Source organism: Edwardsiella piscicida, from assembly GCF_001896205.1.
Taxonomy (GTDB): Bacteria; Pseudomonadota; Gammaproteobacteria; order Enterobacterales; family Enterobacteriaceae; genus Edwardsiella; species Edwardsiella piscicida.
In genome coordinates this window covers 2734658-2749627 of the sequence record NZ_MPNU01000001.1, presented here as the reverse complement: position 1 = coordinate 2749627, position 14970 = coordinate 2734658, and the positions used below count along the sequence as shown (strand labels likewise).

Here is a 14970-nt window from a genome sequence, read left to right as displayed (position 1 = left end):
CAGGGCATAGGGCTGCCCGATGACCCGCTCGGCCAGCCGCGTCTGCAGCTGGCGAACCATCTCCAGCTCATCCTGAACCATCTTGCCCAGCGGAATCCCCGTCCATGCCGAGATCACCGCCGCAATGGCGGACTCATCCACACAGGTCTGCACCAGCGGCGCCCGGCCCTGCATCTGCTCAAGCGCCAAAACGGCCTGCTCCAGCTGGGTCAGCCCCTCAGCGCGCGCCGGGCCATCCTCCTGCTCCAGCTGCGCTTGCAGCGCCTGAATGACGGCGACCTGATCACACTCCGCGATCCAGCGCTGCTCCAGGGTCTGATAGTGCTCCCGGGCGGCCCGGGCCTGCTCCTGCAGCGTCTCCAGGCGGCGGCCATGATCGAGGCCGCTGGCCTGCTCCTGCTCCAGCAGCGTGATCTCGGTCTGGAGATGCTCCAGATGGCGGCAGGCATCCTCGACGGGGGCCGGCAGGGTGCGCTGCCCGAGCGCAATGCGGGCGCAGGCGGTATCCAGCACGCTGACCGCCTTGTCCGGCAGCTGTCTGCCGGTCAAATAGCGGTGTGACAGCCTGACGGCGGCCGTCACCGCCTCATCCAGAATCCGGACCTGGTGGTGCTGGCGCATTTTGGTCAGCATGCCGCGCAGCATCACCATGGCGATCTCCTCGCTGGGCTCCTCCACCTTGATGGCCTGGAAGCGCCGCGCCAGGGCGGGATCTTTCTCGAAATATTTTTTGTACTCGCTCCAGGTGGTGGCGGCAATGGTGCGCAGCTCACCGCGGGCCAGCGCCGGCTTCAGCAGATTGGCGGCATCATTCTGACCCGCCGCGCCTCCCGCGCCGATCAGCGTATGGGCTTCATCGATGAACAAAATGACCGGCTCACTGCAGGCCTTCACCTCGTCGATGACCGCCTTGAGACGCCGCTCGAACTCACCCTTGACGCTGGCGCCCGCCTGCAGCAGGCCCAGATCCAGCATCCGCAGGGCAACGCTGCGCAGGCTATCCGGCACCTCGCCGGCCGCAATGCGCAGGGCCAGCCCCTCAACCACGGCGGTTTTCCCTACGCCGGCCTCACCGGTAAGAATCGGGTTGTTCTGCCTGCGGCGCAGCAAAATATCGATCATCTGCCGAATCTCGCTATCCCGCCCGAGAACCGGATCCAGCTGGCCCTGGCGGGCCCGCTCGCTCAGGTTTACCGTGTATTGGTCCAGGGCGGGCGAGGGAGATGCACCCGCGTGCGACCCCGGCGTGCTCATCGTCGTCGCCTCTCGACTGCCCGCGACCAGCGCGGGCCACTGGTGCAGCAGATCTGCCGCTGACCACGCCGCCCACTCGGGCGACATCGCCCTGGCGAGCTGCTGCAGCACCGCGTCATCCAGCAGCGCCATGATCAGATGACCGCTGCGGATCTGGCTCTCGCCACAGTTGACGGAGGCCATCAGCCAGGCACCAGACAGCAGCCGCGGCAGGTGGGGGGAGAGCACCGGCTGCCGGCTGCATCCGCCCTTCAGGCGATCCAGCGCCCGCTCAATGTCCCGCTGAAAACGGCCGGCGTCGACCCCATAGTGCTGCAGCAGGCGCGCCAGATCCGTGTTGTCGGTCTCCAGCAGCTTGAGCAGCACGTGCTCGATATCGACCTCGTGATGGCCCCGCGCCAGGCACAGGCCCGCCGCTGCCTCCAGCGCCTGATGGCAGGTCTGGTTCATTTTTCCCGTCAAGGCTTTCAAATCTGTATTCACCGAACCCTCTCCCCGAAAAAACGGGCTTTCCCGTTAATGAATGTAAGTCGCTTCGCGCGACGGCTCGCTTTCCGCGTGAATCTGCGCTGGCCGCCGCGCGTCTTGCCCGCCCGCGCGCTTATCGCGCGGGCTTCCCGGACTCTGACGCCTGCAATACCACTTCGTCGGCATCCCCCAGCCTGGCGGGACGGCCTCCCAGCCAGCCAATCCATCCGGGACGGGCCGCCCCGGCCTGACTATCGCCCAGCGTGCAGGGGGGGACCTCGCTGGCGGCCAGCACCAGCTGAATATCGAATGTGACGGCGATCTCGATGGCAAAACGGACCAGCTTGGTCAGCGCCCGAAAGTCCTTGCCCCCCGGCAAAAATGGCTGAAACTGCTGATAGCTCATGGGGCCGAGGCGGATCCTAAACTGGCTTTGGGCATCCCATACCTGTCGCCCCAGCACCGGCCACTCTCCCAGAGTGCAGTTTTGGCGCCCCAGGGCGAGGAGGTCCGCCTCATCCAGCTTCAGCCAGCGGCCCTGAAAGGGCAGGATCTCGACCGGCACGGAAAAATAGTCTGTCAGCAGCGTGCGCAGCCCCTCCTCGCTGAGCGAGCGGGTGCCGAACCGTCCGGCGTAATAGGCAAAGACATCGTCATTGACGCCGTCTTTTTTCAGCCGGTTCTGCAGGCCCAGCGTGCCCAGACCGGCCAGGGAGAGCAGCATCTGGCGCCAGTCGGCCTGCAGGCCGCACTCCAGATCGGCCGTCGCCTGATGCTTGCGCCATGCCTGGTAAAACAGGGTGATCAGACGGTGATTGAGCAGATCAAAAAAGTGGTGGGCGGTCTGATCCCGATGCTGCAGGCGACGCGCCAGCAGCATCTCGGTATACCGCGTCGGCAGCGCCCCAGAGGGACCGGTCAGCCCCATGAAGTTGATGGTCATGACCTGCGGCTGGTCTGCCGCGGGCGGCTGCAGCGCATAGACACTGCTGGCCGGGGTGGCCAGGGAGAGATGCGTCCGGAAGCGCAGCGGAAGCTCCTGGCAGCCACACCGTAGCTGCTGCAGCTCCAGTATCCTGACGGCCTGAAAAAAATCGAACTCATAGGGCCGCGCATACAGCTGCTCCAGCACGGACTTTGGGCTCAGGGCGTCGTTCATGACAGCACCGCCTTGCCCGCCCGCGGCGGCCAGCGCTTGAGCGCCTGTTCCCGCTGCCGGGTGCGGACGTGCAGGCGGGTAAAGCTGTTGATGGCGCCGTACTGGCTGACGAATCGCTCCACCACGGCGCTGAACAGGTACACCCCGGAGCCCTCAAATTGGCTCTCGTCCAGCACCAGGGTGATTTCGATGCCCCGCACCACCGCCGCCTGATTCCGGCTGCACAGGCGCGCCGTCGCCGGCTGGCTGTTGATACTGACAATGCCGGCAATCTGCTGACGCAGGGCGGGGGAGTCGCTGAAGTTATACAGTCCGAGCAGCTCCCTGAAGGCCTCGGTCGCCTCCTCGTTTTCGCCGGTGATGGAGAGCAGGTTCAGGTTCAGGTGGGAGATCAGACGCCACATGGCGGCCCTGCCGTGGGCCGGGCGCAGGGTGGGCGTCGGCTTGCGCAGGCAGTGGATGCGGGTGACGGGAGAGCCGCCGTCCACCTCGAAATCGCCCCGGTCGCCGCCGAAGGGCAGCAGGGACGGAAACTCTCGGTTGGTGCAGGTCACGTCGATACTCAGGGTTTCCGACGATGACTGATTGGGGTCAAAATCCAAATCCACCAGGGATAAGTAGACATCCATGCCCGGGTCATCCCCGCGGATCCCACCGCGGCGGTTTTCCATCCAGAATACCCGCTGCGGCTCACTGTCGTTGGCGTGATGCAGGCCAAACAGGGGGCGGTAGCGTTTTATCTTCTCCTGCCCGTCATGCTTGACCAGCTTGCTGACGGCATCGACCGAATAGACCTCCATGCCCCAGGGGCGGCGGACATCGGGAATAATCGGGTACTCGGTTTTACGGTGGGTTACCTGCAACGGCTCTGCCCGCTGCCGGAACAGGTTGACCACCGGGCTGCATCCCAGCCGAAAGGTGGAGGCGTCGATGGTATCGGTCAGTTTGGCCAGGCGCCCCTCTCGCTCGAACGCCGACAGATGGATCACCAGATCGATCTCCCGGCAGGCCTCCGGCAGCGGGGTGGCCTGCAGCAGCTCGGTCATGTCAAAAAACAGGAACTTGTCGGGAAAGGCAAAGTATTCGTGCAGTAAGCGGTAGGCCTGGGACGAGCGGGCATCGTAGTCAAACAGGCTCTCATCCTCGTCGAATCCGACCGGTGAGATGATGCTGGCCGGCAGGGTCCACTCCGCCGATCCGGCGCGGAGCACCACCTTGGTCACGTTGTTGAACAGCAGCTCATACAGGGTGTGCACCACGGCTGGCTCCCCCTGGAGAAAGAAGCGCAGTCTATCCATCCCCAGGGTATTCAGATGATGTCCCGGGTGGGTTTGTAGGCGGATACAGATCAGACCGGCGCTTCCCTGCTGCTGCACGGACAGGCTGGTTTGCCGCGCGGGGGCGAAGCCGGCATGGATGACCGACACGGGCCAAATCTCCACCGGGTAGGCGGTGCGAAACCGGCATGCCATGCCATCCACCTGGCGAGACAGCAGGCTGGTATGCCGCGGCAGGCGCAGTGGGCCCGATAGGTTGGTCTGCGCCGGATCGACCGAAAACTGAACCAGGGATAGCGAGGGGATCGGGCGCAGGTAGTGGGGATACAGGATCCCCAGCAGCGCATTGGTAATTTCGGGAAACTGCTCATCAATCTTGTGGTGCACTCGAGCGCAGAGAAATGCCACGGCCTCGATCAGCCGTTCGACATGGGGATCTTCCGAGACCCCCTCCTCCAGCAGAAGGCGTCCGGCCACCTTGGGATACTGGGAGGCGAACTCACGTCCCAGCTGACGTAAGAACGCCAGCTCCCGGTTATAGTAGGGCAATAGCTCGACCATACATCACCTGTCTATTCGGTACAGCTGTGTTGAAACATCCAGCACGGCATCGAACATCACCGGCTCCGGCGAGGGATCGACGTCCAGTAATGCCTCGATCCTGAAGATCAGCTGGCTGATGCCGGTTTTCTCATCCAGATGGATGTGCACCCGGACCTGGCTCAGCCGGGGTTCAAACAGATCGATGGCCCGCTCGATATGCTGGCGGATCCACTCCCGATCCTCGGCGTTGGCGGCGCTCAGGTTGGAGCAGTCCGGCAGGCCGTAATTCAGGGGGGACTTTTCCAGCTCAGGCCACTGATCGATATCCAGCGACAGCGCGGATCGCGTATTCAGGACATCCTCCACATCCCGTCGGACGGCCCAGCGAAAGTGGGCCAGGTCATACCGACGGTCTGATGTCCGTTCGGTTCGCTCCTGTGGGAAATCATCGAACAGACGATCCAGCACGGAGGGGCGGAAGAGATGGCGAAGGATCATGGCTCAACTCACGGGATTTTCTTTTTTAGGTTGTCGACGCCGTCGGTCGACAGCATGACCGCCAGCGTTTTCAGATATCCGTTTTTGGTTCCGTGATCTCCCATCAGCAGCGCAATGGCGGCGATAGCGGTCGGGCAGCCCGGCGTGGTGACCTGAAAGCCGGGCATACAGGGTTTTCCGTTCAGCGGCGCCGGGCCGGGGGTTCCTTTCATCTGGGTGCCCCGGCTTCTGGCGGCCTGAATCATCTGTAGACACATTTGGTGTTTGTAGGAGGCGCTGCCCTGTAGGCGGTGGTGCAGCTTGCGCACGCCGATGGCCATCGCCGGGATCAGCCCCACGATGATAAAGCCAGCGGCAAAGCCGACCGCTTTGGCCGTATTGCTCTGATCATAGCGTTCGATAATGAACTTGAGCCGCTCATCGCACTGGCCGCAGGTGCAGGGATACAAACGCTGGCGCAGATCCCACAGCGTGCCATACACATCCATGGTCGACGCCACGCTGGCGGTGGTCACGGCCAGGCCCAGGATAACCCCGACCGGGGTGGCGGCCACCGACAGCGCGGCACCGACGCCGCCGCCCACGGCATGGCCGACGGTGCTCAGTAACGCGTTGCCGCCGACGGAGACACTTCCCTGCGTGGCCGCGATGATCTGATTGGTCAGCGCGATATAGGGCGAGACCCCCTCCGCCATCTTGTTGATTGCCGTCAGCGCCGTTTTAGCCGGCTTGGGTAACGGGTTTCCTAAGATATTGTCAGCGGTATTGATCAGGTTTGCGGCACCCAGCACATTGGACGCCGTCGAGGTTGAAAAGGTAGCGATGCCCTGCGCATCCGTCGGTAACGGCCCCGATGCCCTCTGGATATAGCCGTACAGCGCGGCCGTCTGATTGGCGCTGGAGGTCAGGGTTCCGATGTGGCCGATGACCTGCGGGACGCTGATGCCATGTCCCCCCGCATCATCAGGATGGCTGTCGATAGGCCACTGCGGCGGGCGCAGCAGTGAGGTGGCTTTTTGATTCATCGCATCATCCTGGCACGCCTTTAGCTTCTTCAGCAGCGCGTCAAAGGATTCTGCGTCGAACTTCAGCTGCGGCGGGCGCAGCAGTGAGGTGGCTTTTTGATTCATCGCATCATCCTGGCACGCCTTTAGCTTCTTCAGCAGCGCGTCAAAGGATTCTGCGTCGAACTTCAGCGTATGGCTGATGACAACATCCGCCATGCGGAGTATGTCGGTGGGTAGCACCGGCGCGCTGTAAAATCCGGCCTGCCGCTTTGGCTTTGGACCCAGCTGTTCCCACAGCTCTTCATCAGTGAGATCGTCAATATTCATCATATGCTCCTACCGATGTCGCCTATCTGGATAGCGCAGGGGACAGCGCAGGGCGAGATCCACCAGACTCCCGCGGCGCCGCGCCCCTGTTTGACCGTCTTACTTTTTCTTGTTGGTAATAAGGCTCCAGCCCTCAGGACCAATTTTGCCGCCCGCTTTTCCGTTCTGATCCTGGGGAACGTATTCCCATGTCACTTCTTTATAAGCAAAATCAATGGTTTCCTGCGGGCGATCGCTGCCGCCCGTGGCCCCTGAGCATTGATAGCTGGAGACGGCGACATGCGTAAATTTGTAGATGCAGAAGGCGAACTTATCGCCCGCCTGGGTGCAAATCTCCAGCTCCAGCGTGGGAAAGTTCTGCCCCTGCACGGCGGCGGAGGCCAGCTTGACACTGGCGCAGTCCATCCATTTGGTGACACGCAGCACCGACATCATCGCCTTACCGGTATTCAGCCCCTGGGTGCCGCTCTCCATCGTGCATTCATTGCCCGCGCCCCAGGCAAAACCCAGCACTTCAATCCATTTTTTGTGCTTATCGTCGGTGGATTCCCCATCAACCTTATCCAGTTTGATATAAGTATCAAAAGCCATAGCGGACCTCTCTTGTGACAAGATAAACTGCGTTTTGGATATACGTGGTAAACAAACTCGGCTAAATCGTTAGCCTTGCGCCGGCGGCGGCAGATCGGCGACCAGACGTAAAGACGCGGTCAGCCCCTCCAGTTGGAAATGGGGTTTTAAATAGGCTACCGCCTTATAGAAACCCGGTTTGCCCGGAATATCACTGACATCAATGCGGGCTTCCCGTAATGGATATTTCGCCTTGATATCCTGGCCAGCATCATCCGAGCCGACCACATAATTACTGATCCACTGATTGAGAAAATATTCACACTCACTGCGGCTCATAAAGCTGCCGATTTTGTCGCGGACCATCGATTTTAAATAATGGGCAAAGCGTGAGGTGGCCATAATATATTGCAGCTGGCAGGAGATCCTGGCGTTGGCATTGGCGGAGTCACTGTCATATTCCTTGGGCTTTTGCACCGACTGGGTCGAAAAGAAGGCGGCATAGTCGGTCCCCTTACAGTGGGTCAGGGCGATAAATCCCAGCTCGGCCAGCTCTTTCTCTCGGCGATCGGTAATGGCCACTTCGGTGGGGCACTTGAGCTCGACTTCGCCATCATCGGTGGTAAAGGTGTGCGCCGGCAGTCCCTCCACCAGGCCTCCCCCTTCGGCACCCCGGATGGCGGCGCACCAGCCATATTTGGCATAGGCCTGAGTCAGGCGGGTTCCCAGCGCATAGGCGGCATTCAGCCACAGATATTTGCCATGCTCCTTGCCGCTGACATTCTCCTCAAAATTGAATGACTCAACCGGCACCGTCGTCGCGCCGTAAGGCAGTCGGCCAAGCACGTGGGGCAGGGCCAGGGCGATATAGCGGGCATCCTCCGACTGGCGCAGCGATTTCCACTTGGCATACTCAACCGTATCAAAGCCCTTGGCCAGATCCCGGGGGATCGACAGCTCTGTCAGGCTATCCAGGCCGAACATTCCTGCGCTGGCGGCAGAGAGGAAGGGGGCATGGGCCGCCGCCGCAACGTGTGAGATCTCCTCCAGCAGGAACAGATCTTCCGGGTGGTTGCTGAACTCATAATCTCCGATCATGGCCGCAAAGGGGGCGCCGCCAAAGGTACCGTACTCCTCCTCATAGACTTTCTTGAACAGCGCGCTCTGATCAAACTCGGCGGCGCTCTTAAAGTCGCGGATCAGATCGGCTCGGCTGACGTTCAGCATGCGGATTTTCAGGCCGGTACCGGTTTCGCTTTGATGCACCAGGTAATGCAGCCCACGCCATGACCCCTCCAGCTTTTGGAACGCCGGCTCATGCATAATGGCGGAGAGCTGGGCGGAGAGCAGCGCATCGATCTGGGCGATACGCGCCTCAATGCTGGCCAGCACATCACCGGATACCGTCACGGTGCCCGACAGAACCTCACTGACCCATTCCCCCAGCAGATCCCGGGCCCGCGCCTTCTCCAGATCACTGCGTGCCATCCGGGTTTCCGCAATGATGCTATCCAGCAGGCCGCCCTCTAGCGCAGCGCTCTCGGCGGCGCTACTTTCTGGCAAGTTCTGTTCGCTCATGGCTGCTTCTCCTCGCCAAAGCCGGTCTCTTTACCCAGACTCTGCAGCTTTTCGGTATCCTCAATGATGCCCTGCAATACCTCACCCAGGCGTTCATTGCTGTACATCTTGTTTTTCAGGTCAGAGAGGCGGCTGCGGATATCCATCAGCTTGCGCAGCGGCTCAACCTGCGCCGCGACCCGCTCTGGGGTGAAATCCGCCATGCTCTGAAAATGCAGATCCACCGACAGTTGGCTGTCATCTCCGCTCAGGGTATTCTCGGTGCGGAATGACAGATGGGGATGCACCCCTTTGATCACATCGTTGAAGTTGTCGCGATCAATCGAAACGAATTTGCGCTCTTTCAGCTTGGGAAGCGGAGTCGCCGGCTGCCCTGAATAGTCACCGAGCACTCCCATAACAAATGGCAGCTCCTTCATTTCCTGCGCATCGCCAATTTCAACATCATAGGTAATCTGCACTCTTGGCGAGCGGACTCGATCCAACGTATGCTGCTTGCTTTCACTTGCCATGAAGTCATCTCCGTAACATTTCTTACAACACTGCGTAACGTTATAGATAGCGATTGTAGGCGAATGAATTAGCCGATCTTTGTAAAAAATACATATTCATTCCAATATCGACTATCCGATTATTCCCTGCGTCCTCCGCTTTTCATCGGGTATTAACGGCGCCGACGCTGGGCCATTAATACCAGAGGACAGGGGCGCCGATCGGGAATAATTCCCCTGAAAGGAGGGTGGGCTTTGACGTAATAAGCGTTATTTCAAGGTTGAAAAATTGTGGCTACTGATATGCCCAACCGTCAGGTTTGGAATATAGAACTGTGTGGCCCCGCCGGGGAGGTTCGATCCCCTGCCTTTTTGTTCCAACGCGATATTCCGTAGAGAGGGTTTATCTTCATCAATACGCGACATGCCCTTAAATCCCCCAAACCAGGCATAGACGGGAACCTTTAGGACTATCTCAAGTAAAAAGTCGAGAGAACTCCAGTTTTCTTTGATGACGGAGGTGAGTCGTCCCCACTCCCTCATTGATACGCCGTTTAGCTTAGCGACCAGCATACGCTGCTGCAGACCGCCATCGTGGCGGAATGGTTGGACCGGGCTCCACCAGGGAGACAGCGGGGTATCGTCAGTGATCGGGGGCTTTGCCAATGAAAAACGTCCATTGAATTTGTATAAGGCTGTTCCCGCCGGAAGCAGCTCTTTCGTCGGCAGTCCATAGGATATTTTAAATGCATCACTGACGACGGTGCCTTGGCCTGTAGAAATACTCCCGACATGGGACCAGTCCAGCTCAGAATTCAAAATCGACATAACGCGCCATCCTTTTTCAGTAGCTTTAAGCGCGTTATTGTAGGCGAGTGAATTCGCCGATCTTTGCAAAAAATACCTATTCATTTCTATATAAACAATCCGATTCTTCGGGTTGTTTCCAGCGCGCTGTACGCGTCATCTGTTTTTTGTTTGCTTATCAATCATTGCGTTATCAATGAGCGTCGCTGATAAATGGTAATGGTGCTTCGGTGGGTGTTCAGAAATAGAAAGATGGTTGAGGCGGCGTTTATTCTGTATGTGCGATGACATAGCAGGAGGACCATTATGTAGACAATCGGGCAGGGTACTCAGCATGGGAGATAAAATATGATAAATCGTCCGCTTTCTGGGTGGATACAATTACCCTTAGTTGCCTTATCCCTACTGCTTTCAGCATGCCAGGTAGGCGGCGGTCGCGGCGTTTCATCGCCTCCTGACACGACGCGCGGAAGTGTTATCGATCCGACCAAATCGCGCTTTCCCCTGCAGAATTATTCGCAGTCGGTTGACCGCTGGATTCAGCCTGAGAGCAAGGGGTATTCGGTTGCGATAATGGATGCGTCAGCGCAAGATCGTCATTTCTCCCTATTGCAATCATCCTATTTTGGTATTAATCCTCAGGATCGATCTCCGTGGAATGCGGAGTATATTACCGCGCTGCTGCAGGGCGAGGCGAGAGAAAACCGTGAGCGTATTATTACGCGTTTTCTCCTCGCCGAGAGCCGCTCCTGGGGCAGTAACTTTCGGCTGAATCCGCCTGAGTGGAAAGCGCAGTTAATGGCGAATAGCGCATCCGCGATCGATAGCGTTTTTCACCCGGCGCAGCGGGGGATGACCTTGCGAGAAACGGCGGTCAGGGCACTGCCGACCGCTGACCCGGCCTACGGCGATCCGCATCTGGCCGGTCAGGGGTATCCCTTTGATGATCTCCAGATGTCGTCGATTCGGCCAGGCACCCCCGTCTATGTTTTCACGCTGAGTCAGGACACGGGCTGGAAATATGTTGTCTCTCCCTCGGTGATGGGCTGGGTCAAAAGCGATGACGTGGCCGAGGCGGATAGTCGGTTTGTCGCCGAGTGGCGGACATTGGCGCAGAAAAAACTGGGGGCATTTATTCAGGAGCCGGTCTCGGTGCACGACGGTAAGCAGTTTTATTTTATCGCTCGCCCCGGCACGATACTGCCGTTTGACGCGGCGTGGCCGGGGTATTACCGGGCGGCGATTCCGACGCTCGGCGCGGGCGGTAAGGCGCGCCTCCGCTGGGTGACGCTGAGCGCCAGCGCCTTTACCGCCATGCCGTGGCGCATGACGCCGCAGCATATGGCGACGCTGATGAAAACCATGGGCGGAAAGCCCTACGGCTGGGGAAACGCTCATTTTTACAATGATTGTTCATCGGAGATCCGTAGCCTGATGCTGCCGTTCGGTATCTTTTTGCCGCGTAACTCCGCCGCACAGATTCAGGCGGTGTCCAGAACGGTCGATCTCACCGCGTATAGCCTCCGTTCCCGCCTCGACTACCTGACCATGCATGGCCGGCCATTCACGACGCTGGTCTACATTCAGGGGCATATTATGCTGTATATCGGCAATTCGGTCGTTCATGGGCAGTCGGTGCCGATGACCTACCAAAATATTTGGGGATTGAGTCCGCCAGATCGCCAGCGGCGCAGCATCATTGGCGGCGCGGTCTTTTTCCCGCTGCTGCCGGTCTATCCCGAAGACCCCTCGCTGGCGTCGCTGGCCGGTAAACGCCTCTTCAAGCTTGGCTTTATCGACTAGTCTGCCCGGGCGCGCTGCGCCATGGACGGCGCGTGCTCGGCGGGCGTTTGGGCTGCGTCGCGTGGGCGGGTGAGCCGCGGCGGGGAGATGGCGTTAGGCCGTCCATCGCCTGTGCTCCCCCGCGATCGGCGGGCATCGCATCGACGGCATGATAAAAATCAGTTACCGCAGCGGGATTGTTTGTCATGATAGCGGCCTATTTAGTGGTCTCAATCACAGAGTGATGCATACATTTTTTATATCCGATGCTGTCAATGTGATATGGGGCGAATACAACACGATGGGACTGTTCAGGCAAGGATCATGGAGACGCTACTGCTTTCTCCCGAGCTGCTCGGGGTTTTATTTTGCGTGGCGCTGTTCGCCGGCTTTATCGATGCCATTGCCGGCGGCGGCGGACTGTTGACGGTGCCGGCGCTGCTGGCCGTTGGGCTGCCGCCCGCTCAGGCGTTGGCCACCAACAAGCTGCAGTCGGTGGGGGGATCGTTTTCGTCCAGCCTCTACTTTATTCGCCGCCGGGTGGTCAACCTTGCCGAGCAAAAGTGGGTGATTCTGCTGACCTTTTTGGCCGCCGCGGCCGGCGCGTTGCTGGTGCAGCGTCTGCAGGCGGAGATATTACGTCAGCTGCTGCCGTTTCTGGTGATCGGGGTCGGGCTCTACTTTTTGCTGACGCCGTCGCTGGGGGCGACGGAGGGGGCGCGGCGCGTCGGTATGCCGCTGTTTGCCGTGCTGGGCGGCGCCAGCGTCGGCTTTTATGACGGTTTTTTCGGTCCCGGCGCCGGATCGTTCTATGCGCTGGGCTATGTCATGCTGCTGGGGCTGTCGCTCCCCCAGGCGACGGCCCATGCCAAGGTGCTCAACTTTACCTCTAACGCGGCGTCTCTGCTGCTGTTCATCATTGGGGGAAACGTCGTCTGGAGCGTGGGGCTGTGCATGCTGGTTGGACAGGCGATCGGCGCCCGGGTCGGCGCTCGGATGGTGCTGACCCGCGGGCAGCAGCTGATCCGGCCGATGATCGTGGTGATGTCGCTGATCATGAGTATTAAGCTGCTGTATGACAACCACGGCAGCGAAATCCTGGCCTGGGCGCAGCGCTGGCTGTAGCGCGGCGGATGCACGGCGGCGGCGCCTGTGCGACAATCGGCCACCGTCATGCGGCGCCACGGCGCCGCGCGTTACTTTCTCATCAGGCTCAGAGATAACCATGCCCGAGACCCATCATTATCAGCAGTTAATCGATCTGTTCGCACAGACGTTCGGCAGCGAATACCATACCCGCCTGGTGGCCGGCGACGGCGAACCTATCTATCTGCCGGCGGATGACGCGCATCCGGAGCACCGCATTCTATTTGCCCACGGCTACTATGCCAGCGCGCTGCACGAGATCTCACACTGGTGCATCGCCGGGGAGGCGCGTCGCCGCCTGGAGGACTATGGCTATTGGTACTGCCCGGACGGGCGAGACGCCGATACGCAGTCGCGCTTTGAGGCGGTAGAGATTAAGCCGCAGGCGCTGGACTGGCTGTTCTGCGCCGCCGCCGGCTACCCCTTTAACGTCAGCTGCGATAATCTGGAGGGGAGCTTCGACCCGGATCGCATCGCGTTTCAGCGCCGGGTGCGTGAGCAGGTGCTGAGCTATCTGGCCGAGGGCATCCCTCCGCGTCCGGCGCAGTTTATCCGGGCGCTTCAGGCGTTTTATCATACGCCGGCGCTGAGTGCCGCCGACTTTCCCTATCCCGACGATTTACAGTGATGCGCGGCACCGCCGACGCCGATGTGCAAGGAATTCCCATGATTGCAGAGTTTGAAGAGCGTATTTTGACGCTGATTGATGAGATGGTTGACAGCGCCAGCGACGATGAGCTGTTTGCCGGCGGCTACCTGCGCGGCCACCTGACCCTGGCCGTGGCGGAGATCGCCTCGCAGCCGCAGGCCGCACCCGCGACGCTGGATGCGGCGGTACGCGCCAGCCTGGCGCGCGCCATTCACGCCGGCGAGCTCTCTCCGCCCGATCAGGCGCTGGTACATAACCTATGGCAGGATCTCTACCGCCGGGCTCAGCCCGCGGCCTGAGGCCGGGTATCCTTCACGCGCGCAGGCGCGGGTAGGGTAAATCGCGCCGTAGCGAACCGAAGGGGCGCCGCTTCAGCGGCGCCACCGCCGGATAACGCAGGAAGGGCGGCGGAGTATCCCCAGCGCGCCCGATGCATTACGCCATCCCTTTTCCCTTAAGCCATTTACGCAGCCAGAAACGGTTGGGGCTGAGTGCGTCCAGCAGATCTTGCTCCAGCGGCAGCGCCTCGTCGTGGATTTGCCCGGCTAGCAGCTCGGCGCACAGCGGCGCGCTGCACAGACCCCGAGAGCCGAGGGCGGCCAGGATAAACAGATCCGGATGGTGCGGCGCGGCGGCGTTGGTCTCCGCGGGGGCGTGGTGCTGCGGATGAGGATGCGGGTAGCGCGCCTGCAGCGCCGGGGCATCCGGCAGCGCGCCGACCAGCGGCAGATGATCGCGCACGGCGCAGCGTATGCCGATCCGCGCCGCCGCGGCGCTGACGTCCACCTGCTGTGGCCACGTCACCTGCGGCAGACACGCGATCAGTCGCCGGCGGTTATCCTGCTGCTCCTGCGGGCTGTACTCCCGATCGGTGCAGTTACGTCGGTAGCTGGCGCCGAGGCAGTGGGTACCGTAGTCCGGGCTGCAGGGGGTCAGATAGCCGTCATAGCACAGCACCTGGCGCAGCGGCGCCAGCGCCGGGGCGGTGGGAATATGGCTCACCTGGCCGCGCACCGGATAGAGCGGCAGCGCGGCGCTCTGGCTGAACTCGCCGGCGCGGGCGCCGCCGGCCAGCACGACGCAGCCGTGCAGACGGGTTGCGCCGTCGGCCAGGTGCAGGCGCCAGCCCTCCGGCGCCGGCTGCAGCTGTCGAACGTCATGGTTAAAGCGCAGGGTGGCCCCCTGACGCTCCGCCAGCGCCAGGGCCTGGCGGGTCAGCTCCGCCGGATCCAGCCAGCCGCCGAGGGGATAGCAGACGCCGCCGACCGGCAGCGGCAGGCCGCAGCGCCGGGCGAGGTCGGCGGCATCGCCCCCCTGCGCCAGCCAGTCGGGCCAACCGGCGGCCAGCAGCTGCGCTATCTTTCTTTGGCTGGCGTCATCGTAACCCAGCTGGCTGACGCCGCACCATTGGTGG

14 protein-coding genes are annotated in these 14970 nt (G+C 60.9%); 4 read left to right on the top strand and 10 right to left on the bottom strand.

From position 1 onward, the window contains the following. The 9 genes from BRD58_RS12570 to BRD58_RS18260 form a co-directional block, all read right to left on the bottom strand. Positions 1–1737, bottom strand: a 1737-nt coding sequence (locus tag BRD58_RS12570) for an AAA family ATPase (protein WP_073383189.1), incomplete at its 3' end; no start/stop codon positions are given. A gap of 118 nt (positions 1738–1855) precedes the next feature. After that, a complete protein-coding gene (gene tssG, locus BRD58_RS12565; protein WP_073383186.1) occupies positions 1856–2881 on the bottom strand; it encodes a type VI secretion system baseplate subunit TssG in 1026 nt (341 codons plus the stop codon). Further along, positions 2878–4719: a type VI secretion system baseplate subunit TssF gene (gene tssF, locus BRD58_RS12560; protein ID WP_012849263.1), complete on the bottom strand. Its 1842-nt coding sequence runs from the start codon at positions 4717–4719 to the stop codon at positions 2878–2880. Before tssF ends, tssG begins: the two co-directional genes overlap by 4 nt. 3 nt (positions 4720–4722) lie before the next feature. Then, positions 4723–5199: a type VI secretion system baseplate subunit TssE gene (tssE, locus tag BRD58_RS12555; protein ID WP_015461951.1), complete on the bottom strand. Its 477-nt coding sequence runs from the start codon at positions 5197–5199 to the stop codon at positions 4723–4725. An 8-nt stretch (positions 5200–5207) separates the two neighbouring features. Continuing rightward, positions 5208–6533 (bottom strand): type VI secretion protein, encoded by a 1326-nt coding sequence (locus tag BRD58_RS12550; RefSeq protein WP_236721600.1) that lies wholly within the window; start codon positions 6531–6533, stop codon positions 5208–5210. A 99-nt stretch (positions 6534–6632) separates the two neighbouring features. Continuing rightward, positions 6633–7124: an Hcp family type VI secretion system effector gene (locus tag BRD58_RS12545; protein WP_012849260.1), complete on the bottom strand. Its 492-nt coding sequence runs from the start codon at positions 7122–7124 to the stop codon at positions 6633–6635. Between the two features lie 69 nt (positions 7125–7193). After that, on the bottom strand, positions 7194–8681 hold the full coding sequence (gene tssC / locus BRD58_RS12540; protein ID WP_012849259.1) for a type VI secretion system contractile sheath large subunit: 1488 nt from the start codon (positions 8679–8681) through the stop codon (positions 7194–7196). Next, positions 8678–9193, bottom strand: a complete 516-nt coding sequence (gene tssB, locus BRD58_RS12535; RefSeq protein ID WP_051065053.1) for a type VI secretion system contractile sheath small subunit — start codon at positions 9191–9193, stop codon at positions 8678–8680. The genes tssC and tssB overlap by 4 nt, the downstream gene beginning before the upstream one ends. A 249-nt stretch (positions 9194–9442) precedes the next feature. Further along, a complete protein-coding gene (locus BRD58_RS18260) occupies positions 9443–10000 on the bottom strand; it encodes a hypothetical protein (protein WP_015461949.1) in 558 nt (185 codons plus the stop codon). 327 nt (positions 10001–10327) lie between these two features. On the opposite strand from BRD58_RS18260, the gene BRD58_RS12525 reads away from it, so the two are divergent. From BRD58_RS12525 to BRD58_RS12510, 4 genes are all read left to right on the top strand, one after another. After that, positions 10328–11782, top strand: a complete 1455-nt coding sequence (locus tag BRD58_RS12525) for an SH3 domain-containing C40 family peptidase (protein ID WP_073383182.1) — start codon at positions 10328–10330, stop codon at positions 11780–11782. Positions 11783–12085: 303 nt separating this feature from the next. After that, positions 12086–12886, top strand: a complete 801-nt coding sequence (locus BRD58_RS12520) for a TSUP family transporter (RefSeq protein ID WP_012849254.1) — start codon at positions 12086–12088, stop codon at positions 12884–12886. 100 nt (positions 12887–12986) lie between these two features. After that, positions 12987–13535 carry an elongation factor P hydroxylase gene (locus tag BRD58_RS12515; RefSeq protein ID WP_069578968.1) on the top strand — a complete coding sequence of 183 codons (549 nt, stop codon included), beginning with the start codon at positions 12987–12989 and terminating at the stop codon, positions 13533–13535. A gap of 38 nt (positions 13536–13573) precedes the next feature. Then, complete coding sequence (locus tag BRD58_RS12510) at positions 13574–13855, top strand: YfcL family protein (protein WP_012849252.1); 282 nt, start codon at positions 13574–13576, stop codon at positions 13853–13855. Positions 13856–13991: 136 nt separating this feature from the next. Here BRD58_RS12510 and mnmC read toward each other — a convergent pair. Next, positions 13992–14970 (bottom strand): FAD-dependent 5-carboxymethylaminomethyl-2-thiouridine(34) oxidoreductase MnmC (gene mnmC, locus BRD58_RS18255; RefSeq protein WP_236721599.1); only part of this gene is annotated, 979 nt, incomplete at its 5' end.

Excerpts from the sequence above, each read along its gene's own strand:
- BRD58_RS12545 (WP_012849260.1), bottom strand. The coding sequence starts at position 7,124 with ATGGCTTTTGATACTTATATCAAACTGGATAAGGTTGATGGGGAATCC.
- BRD58_RS12525 (WP_073383182.1), top strand. The coding sequence starts at position 10,328 with ATGATAAATCGTCCGCTTTCTGGGTGGATACAATTACCCTTAGTTGCC.
- tssC (WP_012849259.1), bottom strand. The coding sequence starts at position 8,681 with ATGAGCGAACAGAACTTGCCAGAAAGTAGCGCCGCCGAGAGCGCTGCG.
- tssB (WP_051065053.1), bottom strand. The coding sequence starts at position 9,193 with ATGGCAAGTGAAAGCAAGCAGCATACGTTGGATCGAGTCCGCTCGCCA.
- BRD58_RS18260 (WP_015461949.1), bottom strand. The coding sequence starts at position 10,000 with ATGTCGATTTTGAATTCTGAGCTGGACTGGTCCCATGTCGGGAGTATT.
- tssF (WP_012849263.1), bottom strand. The coding sequence starts at position 4,719 with ATGGTCGAGCTATTGCCCTACTATAACCGGGAGCTGGCGTTCTTACGT.
- BRD58_RS12550 (WP_236721600.1), bottom strand. The coding sequence starts at position 6,533 with ATGAATATTGACGATCTCACTGATGAAGAGCTGTGGGAACAGCTGGGT.
- tssG (WP_073383186.1), bottom strand. The coding sequence starts at position 2,881 with ATGAACGACGCCCTGAGCCCAAAGTCCGTGCTGGAGCAGCTGTATGCG.
- BRD58_RS12520 (WP_012849254.1), top strand. The coding sequence starts at position 12,086 with ATGGAGACGCTACTGCTTTCTCCCGAGCTGCTCGGGGTTTTATTTTGC.
- BRD58_RS12510 (WP_012849252.1), top strand. The coding sequence starts at position 13,574 with ATGATTGCAGAGTTTGAAGAGCGTATTTTGACGCTGATTGATGAGATG.
- tssE (WP_015461951.1), bottom strand. The coding sequence starts at position 5,199 with ATGATCCTTCGCCATCTCTTCCGCCCCTCCGTGCTGGATCGTCTGTTC.
- BRD58_RS12515 (WP_069578968.1), top strand. The coding sequence starts at position 12,987 with ATGCCCGAGACCCATCATTATCAGCAGTTAATCGATCTGTTCGCACAG.